The following is an 8960-nucleotide window of genomic DNA, read 5'->3' on the forward strand; positions in this document are numbered from 1 at the left end:
CGAGAAACAGGCGAACTCCGGGGTGCCTGCGGAGGAGGCTCATGTCTGGAACTCCCCGACGAGTGTAGGGAGAGCAAGGTGCTGGGCTCCGTCGGTCGTGACATCTTCGGTGGTCAGCGGTAGATCGCCGGGAATCAGGGTGTCGGTGAGCGTCGCGAAAATCCCTCCGACCAGCCCACGGCGACACTTCTCCACCAGCGCCGGGGCCTCGGGATTGTCGGCCGAGAAAGTGCCGAGTACCTGCCACGCGACATAGCCGGAGATCGTCGCAAGGAGACTGTCCTCGTCAGCGAGGGCGTCGCGGAGAACTTCCCAGGTCCCTTTGGTCGTCATCCCGGTATCGACCATGAGCTGTAGTGCCCGGATGTCCCGGTCGAGTAGCGGAGAGAGTCTGGGGACCACATAGTCGTCCAGTCGCTTCCGGAACGACTGCAGCTGCTCGGAGATATCCGTGGGGATGCGCCCCTCACCGCCCAGAAGCGAACGGAGCCTTACCCGTCGCATTTCAAGTTGGCCGATCTGTTCCTCGACCGCCTGCAATGCCCGGAACAGGATCGCTGCATCGTCGCCGGGGTCGGCGGTTCGACCGGCACGGGACGCCGGGACCCCTGCCTCGGTCAAGGCCCTTATCCTCACCAGTTGTGCCACATCATCGAGGTCGTAGTCGCGGTATCCGTTCGTGGAGCGCCGTGGCTCGGGAAGAGCGCCGGTCCGGTGGTAGTACCGGACCATCCGGGGCGAGCATCCTGCGGCGGCTGCTGCGTCACTGATCTTCATGAGGCCATGATGAACCTTGTCAGCGCGACAAGGTCAAGTCCAGGCAGGAAGCGTCACCTCCGGTGAGAGCAATGACCGAGAGTTCTACCACCCTGACGGGCTGTGAGTTGACGTTTCCGCAGGTCACGAAAAATGTGACCGGCCAGGCCTGGTAACACTTTCGGCGAAACACCGTGATTTCCCCATTCGATATCACCGCTCGACGCATCGTGGCCTGGGAGTACGCCCCAGGATTCCGGGGAAGATCGGGCGAACTAGGCGCTGACCCGGTCCGCGACCTTCTCCGGCTCCACCAGCAGAACGGCGTGGGAGTGCCCGTCGACGGTGATGGGGTTCTCCACCCAAGGCACGCGCGGTGCATGTCCGTGGCGTCGTCACCGTAGACCGTGGCGTCCTTCGGGCAACCGATGTTCAGCGGGATGGGGTCCGGGGACATCGACGGAGATGTCGGGTCGGCATGGTGTCGGCGCCCCACCCGTCGCAGAACTGTTCACCGACCGACAGTCACAGTGTCTGGTCCCGGACACCGGCCGCCGCGTCGGTGGGGCCGGGACCGGACAGTCCGACGGGGCACAGGGGGAGCCTCTCACGGCGATTCTGCCGTACACCCTGACACTCGCTGACAATCACCACGGCAGGTCGTCGTCGTGGACGAGGCTCAGTCCCTGGGTCGCCCGGGTGACGGCGACATAGACATCGTTGAGACCCTGCGGGGAAGCGGCGACGATCTCCGCCGGTTCCACCAGGACGACCTCGTCGAACTCGAGGCCCTTGGCACCGTTGACGTCGGAGACCACGATCTCGCCGTGACCGATTTCCGGATCCGCCGCGGCCAGCGCCTCCGCGGTCCGCTCAGCTAACCCGCGCAGCTCAGCCAGCCGCTCCGGCACGCCGATGAGTCCGGTGAGCCCTTCGCCGGCGGCGGCCGCGGCCTGCGCCACAGCGTCTGCGAGATCGGCGAGATCGCGCTCGCGTACGCCGGTGCCCGTCTCCCGCAGGCAGGAGGGCACCTGCTGGTCGGGAGCGACCTCTTCCTGGATCGCCGTGGCGATCTCGGCGATGTCCGCCGGGGTGCGGTAGTTCACGGTGAGCTCATGGAGCTTCCACCGGTCCCTGACGAAGGGGCACAGGGCATCCGACCAGGACTCCACACCGGCGGGGCTGCCGGTCTGCGCCGGATCACCGACCAACGTCATCCACCGGTTCGGGGCGCGGCGGAAGACCATCCGCCACGCCATCTCCGAAAGCTCCTGGGCCTCGTCGACGATGACATGGCCGAAGGCCCAGGTGCGGTCGGCGGCGGCACGCTCAGCGGTGGACATCGTGTCGCGGACACGTTGCCGCTCGGCGAGTTGTTCGGCGTCGATGACGTCGTAGGCCATGAGGATCTCGGCGTCAGTCCCGTCGTCGAGATCCTGGTAGGCCGAGCCGGTGAGGATGTCGAGCGCTTCCTGTGCTTCGGCGACCTGGGCCTTCCACTTCTTCTGCTCCTCTGCCTCCGCCTCTTCGACCCCGACGATCCCGAGGATCTCGGCGAGTTCGTCGAGCAGCGGGGCGTCCGCCTCGGTCCAGTCTTCGGGCTTGTCGTCCCCGGAACAGCGCAGCAGGGCCTCCCGGGTGAGGTCATCGTAGTCTGCTGCGGCGGAGTCCACCGCTTCCCGTGACCCGTAAAGACCTGCGAGGACCTCCTCCGGGGTGAGCGTCGGCCAGAACCCGTCAAGGGCCTCGAGTACCCGGTCCTCACCGGCGAGGTCCTCGCGCAGTTGGGCCCGGTCCGCGGCGGACAGCAGGTTCTGCCCGCCGAGGGGGTCGGCGCCGATCTTGTCCGCCATCGCGTCCCGCAACCGGTCGAGTGCGCTGGCGAAGAATCGTTCCCGGGCCTGGTTGTGCGGACGCCGCGACCGGCGGGCGGTGGTCCGCGCCCCCCTCACCATCGCCGGGGTGAGATGGATCGTCACGCCGTCGACAAGGAAGGTGACCGGACTGTCCGGAACAGTCTGCCGGTCGCGGACGGCGCGGGTGAGGATGTCGACCATCTCCACCGATCCCTTGACCTCCTGGGACAGCAGCGGTTCGGCGCTCATCGGGCGGGTGGCGATGCCCGGGTAGAGGGTACCCGGGGTCGCCAGGACCACGCCGGTCTCGCCGAGGCTCGGCAGTACCTGGGAGATGTAGTCCAGGAACCGGGGGTTGGGGCCCACGATGAGGACGCCCGTGCGTTCCAACTGCTCCCGCCACGTGTACAGCAGGTAGGCGGTGCGGTGCAGGGCGACGGCGGTTTTTCCGGTGCCCGGCCCACCCTGGACGACGGTGACGCCACGGTGTGTCTCGCGGATGATCCGGTCCTGCTCCGCCACGATCGTGTCGACAATGTCGGTCATGTGCCGTGAACGGGCGCGGTTCACCGCGTACAGCAGTGCACCCTCCCGGGCGACGGACCCCTCTCCGCCTGCCTCTCCGCCGGCTGCGGCGTCCCGGCCGGTGTAACCGGTGTCGCCGCTGAGCCGCTCATCCGCGGCCGCAGTGACCGTGCGTCCCGAAGTGCGGATATGACGCCGGATGTGGACGCCTTCCGGGTGCAGTGTCGTGGCGAGGTAGAACGGGCGGGCCAGGGGCGCGCGCCAGTCCATGAGCAGGGTGCGCATCTCCTCGTCGTCGGCGTGCAGGCCGATACGTCCGATGTAGCGGCGGTCGAGCGTGGAGCCGTCGCCGCCGGGTCCGTCGTCGGTGACCGGGTTCTCCGGGTCCGCGTCCTCCACATCGATGCGGCCGAAGAACAGGCCGATCTCGGCGGCGGAGTACTCGGCGAGACGCCGGGAGATCTCGTAGGTCTCGTGGTCACGCTCCAGCAGGGCCTGCGGGTGGTCGATGTCCGCAGTGCGTCGCTGGACCGCCCGGGCGCGTGCGGTGAGGCGGTCACGGGCGGCGTCGACATGGGCGAGGAGTTCATCAAGTCGGAGCTGTTCCTCGGCGACGGCACGCGATGCCGGGGATGCTGGTGACAGTGAAGTCTCAGTGGGGAGGGGAGAGTCGGAGTGGTCGGACATGATCTCCAGGTCTGGGTGTGAGTGGGTTGCCCTCACCAGCCCCGGTCACGCCAGGAGTCCAGTGCGGGACGTTCGGCGCCGAGGGTGGTGTCGTCACCGTGGCCGGGGTGGACCGCGGTGGAGTCGGGGTAGCGGAAGCAGCGCGTGGTCACGTCATCGAGAAGACGGGTGAAGTCCTCCGGGGTGGCGGTGTTGCCCACGCCACCGGGGAAGAGACTGTCCCCGGTGAACAGGTGGACCGGGCCGTCATCGGTGGGAAGGACCAGGGCCAGTCCGCCCGGTGTGTGACCGCGCAACAGGACGACCAGCATACCCAGTCGGGTGAGTGCGGGGGAGGCAGGGGCGAGAGGTTCCCCGGTGTCCCCCTCCGGGGACCGTCCGTCGCCCCAGGTCATGTCGACGGGGGCGGGCAGGGCGGAAGCGTCCGGACCCGCGGCATGGTGCCGGGCACCTGTCGCGGTGAGAACCCCGGACAGTGCACCGACGTGGTCATGGTGCCGGTGGGTGGTGAGCACGTCGGTGATCCGGACCCCCAGCTCAGTCGCGAGGGACAACAGGTGCTCCGCATCATCGGCGGCGTCGACGAGCAGTGCGTCCCCGCCGGTGGCGATGAGATAGCAGTCGTTGTCCATGTTCCCGACAGTGGTCTTCACCACCGTGACAGGTGCACCACCGCAGGTCGTGGCGATGCTCCGGGCCTCGCGTGGGGCGGACAGATGACCGAAGGTGCCGGCCGGGGTGTCGGTGGTGGTGTCCTCAGGGATGATCATGCGCCCCACCCTAGTGGGCTGCCGGTGACGGTGCCGGTGACGGTGCCGCTGTCGAGTACGTGTTCGAGAAGAACACGTACACTGACGTAGACTTCACACCGACTGCACAAGGCTGCACAAGACTGCACCGATCGAGAAGAATCCAGGAGTTCACCGGTGGCCGAGATCCTCACCGTGCGCGGAGCCCGCGAGCACAACCTCAAGGGGGTGGACATCGACCTGCCCCGCGACCGGATGATCGTCTTCACCGGACTGTCCGGCTCCGGCAAGTCCTCCCTCGCCTTCGACACCATATTCGCCGAGGGGCAGCGGCGCTACGTCGAGTCCCTCTCCTCCTACGCCCGCCAGTTCCTCGGACAGATGGACAAACCTGACGTCGACCTCATCGAGGGGCTGTCCCCTGCGGTGTCGATCGACCAGAAGTCGACCAACCGGAACCCGCGGTCGACCGTGGGAACGATCACCGAGATCCACGACTACCTGCGTCTCCTGTTCGCCCGCACCGGTGTCGCCCACTGCCCCGAGTGCGGGGCGCCGAGCGAGCGGCAGACCCCGCAGCAGATCGTTGACCAGGTGCTCGACATGGAGGAGGGGTTGAAGTTCCAGGTGCTCGCCCCGGTGGTCCGCACCCGCAAGGGCGAGTTCGTCGATCTTTTCGAGGATCTCGCCGCCCAGGGTTACGCCCGCGTCCTCGTCGACGGGGAAACCTACCGGCTCACTGATCCACCCCGGCTGGAGAAGCAGGTCAAGCACGATATCGATGTCATCGTCGACCGCCTACAGGTAAAACCTTCCCAGAAGCAGCGTCTCACCGAGTCCGTGGAGACGGCTCTCGGGCTGGCTGAGGGCCGGGTGGTCCTCGATTTCGTCGGACTCGACGACGACAACCCTGACCGGCGCCGCCGATTCTCGGAGAACATGGCCTGCCCCAACGGACACGCCCTGGCCATCGACGAGGTGGAGCCCCGCAGCTTCTCCTTCAACAGCCCCTACGGCGCCTGCCCGTCCTGCGACGGTCTCGGCACGAAGCTCGAGGTCGACGAGGACCTCGTCATCCCCGACGAGGACGCCCCACTCGTCGGCGCGATCGCCCCCTGGGCATCCAGCCCCAACCACCGGTACTTCGACAAGTTGCTCACCGCGTTGGCTGAGAACCTCGGTGTCGACCCGGAGACCCGGTGGTCGGAACTGACGAAGAAGGAGCGCAAGGCGGTCCTCACCGGGCACCCGGAGGAGATCACCGTACGCTACCGCAACCGTTACGGCCGGTCCCGGCAGTACTCGGCCCCTTTCGAAGGCGTCCTGCCGTACCTGCACCGCAAGATCGACCAGGCGGAGAGCGACAACCAGAAGGAGCGCTACCTCGGCTACATGCGGGAGGTCCCCTGCCCGGCGTGCCACGGTACCCGGCTGCGTCCCGAGATCCTCCGGGTCACCATCGACTCCGCATCGGGGGAGAAGTCGATCGCCGACGTTTCTGCGATGAGTATCGAGGACGCCAGCAGCTTCCTCGACAGTCTCACTCTCAGCGCCCGTGACGAGATGATTGCCGGGCGCGTCCTCAAGGAGATTCAGGCCCGGCTGCGTTTCCTCGTCGACGTCGGGCTGAACTACCTGTCGATGTCGCGGGCGGCGGGCACCCTGTCCGGTGGCGAGGCCCAGCGTATCCGGTTGGCTACCCAGATCGGGTCGGGTCTGGCGGGCGTCCTGTACGTCCTCGACGAGCCCTCGATCGGCCTGCACCAGCGGGACAACACCCGTCTCATCGCCACCCTCAGGCATCTGAGGGACATCGGCAACACCCTCATCGTCGTCGAGCATGACGAGGAGACGATCCGCACCGCCGACTGGCTGGTGGACATCGGACCGCGCGCCGGCGAGTTCGGCGGGCACGTGGTCTACCAGGGGGAACCGGCCGGGATCGTCGACTGTGCCGAGTCCATCACGGGGCAGTACCTGTCCGGGCAGCGCGTCCTCGCCGTGCCGGAGCACCGCCGTGAGGTCGACCATGACCGGGTCATCACCGTCCACGGTGCGACCGAGAACAATCTGCGCAACGTCACCGTCGACTTTCCGCTGGGTGTGCTGACCTGCGTCACCGGCGTCTCCGGATCCGGCAAGTCGAGTCTGGTCAACGGCATCCTCGCCCAGGTGCTGGCAAACAACCTCAATGGTGCCCGCCAGGTTCCCGGCCACCACCGTAAAGTTACCGGACTTGACCAGCTGGACAAGCTCGTACGCGTGGACCAGAGTCCCATCGGCCGGACGCCCCGGTCGAACCCCGCGACCTACACCGGTGTCTTCGACAAGATCCGCAATCTCTTCGCCGAGACGGCCGAGGCCAAGGTCCGCGGCTACAAAGCCGGGCGGTTCAGCTTCAACGTCAAGGGCGGACGCTGCGAGGCCTGCCACGGTGACGGGACACTGAAGATCGAGATGAACTTCCTGCCGGACGTCTACGTTCCGTGCGAGGTCTGCCACGGCGCCCGCTATAACCGCGAGACCCTGGAGGTCCGCTACAAGGGGCGGACGATCGCCGAGGTCCTCGACATGCCGATCAGTGAGGCCGCCGAGTTCTTCGCCCCGGTCACCTCTATCTCCCGCTACCTCGACACCCTGGTGGATGTCGGTCTGGGGTACGTGCGACTGGGGCAGGCGGCGACGACCCTGTCCGGTGGCGAGGCGCAGCGCGTGAAGCTGGCGAGTGAGCTGCAGAAGAGGTCCAACGGCCGGACGATCTACATTCTCGACGAGCCGACGACGGGTCTGCACTTCGAGGATATCCGCAAGCTCATGCTGGTCATCCAGGGTCTCGTGGACAAGGGCAACACTGTCCTGATCATCGAGCACAACCTGGACGTGATCAAGGCCGCGGACTGGATCATCGACATGGGTCCGGAGGGCGGGGCCGGTGGTGGCACGGTCGTCGCCGAGGGAACGCCGGAGACGGTCGCCGGAGTCGGGGAGTCCCACACGGGCCGGTATCTCGCCGATCTGCTCTAGGAGCTGTTCCCGACCGTGGCCCGGCGACTCCGGTCACGGACCGCCGCGGAGGCCAGCAGGATCAGGCCGCAGAGGATGAATGCGGCGACCTTGATCAGCCCGTCGAGGGCGGCGAGGTCGTAGAGTGCCAGTTTCGCCGTGGTGAGCAGCGTGATTCCCAGGCCGACGGACGCGTTCACCCGGAGCAGGAGGAACACCCCGACCAGCATCCAGAGCACCGAGATGACGAGGTGCCCGGTCATGAACGAGTTGTCGGTGTCGGAGATTTCCCTGGCGATCAGCGGGATCGCCGAGGTGCCGAGGATCAGCAGGACGCCGCCGACGACGATCGTGCCCGGGAAGTTCAGATGCAGGGCGTCCCGCCGGTACAGGACCAGGACACCCACGGCGAGCAGGAGCAGCAGCGGCAGCCACGGGAGCCGGGTACCGCTGTCGGCCAGTCGGGTCCAGGCGGGGCCCAGCAGGTGGAGACACGCGAGGACGGTGAATACGCCGAAGCTCCAGGGGAACGCAGGGGGGAGAACCGGGGAGAACCAGACCAGGGTCGCGGCGACGATCACGACGGCGCCCAGCCACCAGGACCAGGCGGAGTTGGAGTAGAGACCGGCCAGGGAGAGCCAGAGAGCGGCCAGGCCGGTCGCCAACGCGGCGCGCACCGTGTCCGCGACGGATGCGGGGACGGCAGGCAGTGGGACCGGGAACACGGGATAGCCGGGCTGCCGGAACTGTGCCGGAGGACTGTGCGGTGGTGCCTGTGTACGAGGCGGCGGGATGAGACTCTCGCCGGCCAGAGCCTGCCGTGTCACCGGGACGACGCAGGTCACGAGAGCGATGGCCAGTGCGCACCAGCGTGCGGATGCGGGGCCGGTGTCGTGGACGTCCGCGGACCAGACGGCGATGTTGAGCAGTGTGAGCGCAGGAACCAGTGACGCCGGGATCCACCGCGCCAGGAACGCGACGACGGTCGCGGTGGTGGACGAGGGGGCGACCGGGAACAGTCCGGTGGCGGAGAGGACGACCACGGCGATCAGCGCTGACGTCGCGAGGAGCGCCGGGGCGTCACCCGCCGGAACAAGCCCGACCCCGCTGACGAAGACGAGCGCAGCGGCGATGTCCACCGGCAGCCAGAACCGGCCGAGGGTCGAGGCCCAGCCGAGAACGCCGAGAATGAGCAGACAGCCCGCCGTGACGGTCGGGGACCGGTCGTCCCAGATGAGCCACAACGCCGCCGGTGTCAGGAACAGTCCGCCGGTGACGACGAAAATGAATGCGAGCCAGACCTGGTCCCACCATCGGGCGATCCCCAGGCAGAGAGAGCAGGTCAGGGTGATGAGAGCCGCGCCGCCCCAGGGCTCGATCCAAC

5 protein-coding genes are annotated in these 8960 nt (G+C 67.5%); 1 reads left to right on the forward strand and 4 read right to left on the reverse strand.

Going from position 1 to position 8960, the window contains the following annotated elements; translation table 11 throughout:
* Positions 1–39 precede the first annotated feature (39 nt).
* The 3 genes from QZV72_RS11705 to QZV72_RS11715 form a co-directional block, all read right to left on the reverse strand.
* On the reverse strand, positions 40–777 hold the full coding sequence (locus QZV72_RS11705; protein ID WP_297008682.1) for a MerR family transcriptional regulator: 738 nt from the start codon (positions 775–777) through the stop codon (positions 40–42).
* A gap of 626 nt (positions 778–1403) precedes the next feature.
* Positions 1404–3824 (reverse strand): ATP-binding domain-containing protein, encoded by a 2421-nt coding sequence (locus QZV72_RS11710; protein WP_297008683.1) that lies wholly within the window; start codon positions 3822–3824, stop codon positions 1404–1406.
* Between the two features lie 32 nt (positions 3825–3856).
* Positions 3857–4594, reverse strand: a complete 738-nt coding sequence (locus QZV72_RS11715; protein WP_297008685.1) for an MBL fold metallo-hydrolase — start codon at positions 4592–4594, stop codon at positions 3857–3859.
* A 156-nt stretch (positions 4595–4750) separates the two neighbouring features.
* On the opposite strand from QZV72_RS11715, the gene uvrA reads away from it, so the two are divergent.
* Complete coding sequence (gene uvrA, locus QZV72_RS11720; RefSeq protein WP_297008687.1) at positions 4751–7597, forward strand: excinuclease ABC subunit UvrA; 2847 nt, start codon at positions 4751–4753, stop codon at positions 7595–7597.
* Here the strand turns inward: uvrA and QZV72_RS11725 are convergent.
* Positions 7594–8960: hypothetical protein (locus QZV72_RS11725; protein WP_297008689.1), on the reverse strand; the 1367-nt coding region annotated here is incomplete at its 5' end. The genes uvrA and QZV72_RS11725 overlap by 4 nt on opposite strands.

The sequence above is a fragment of the uncultured Corynebacterium sp. genome (genome assembly GCF_902782855.1).
GTDB lineage: Bacteria > Actinomycetota > Actinomycetes > Mycobacteriales > Mycobacteriaceae > Corynebacterium.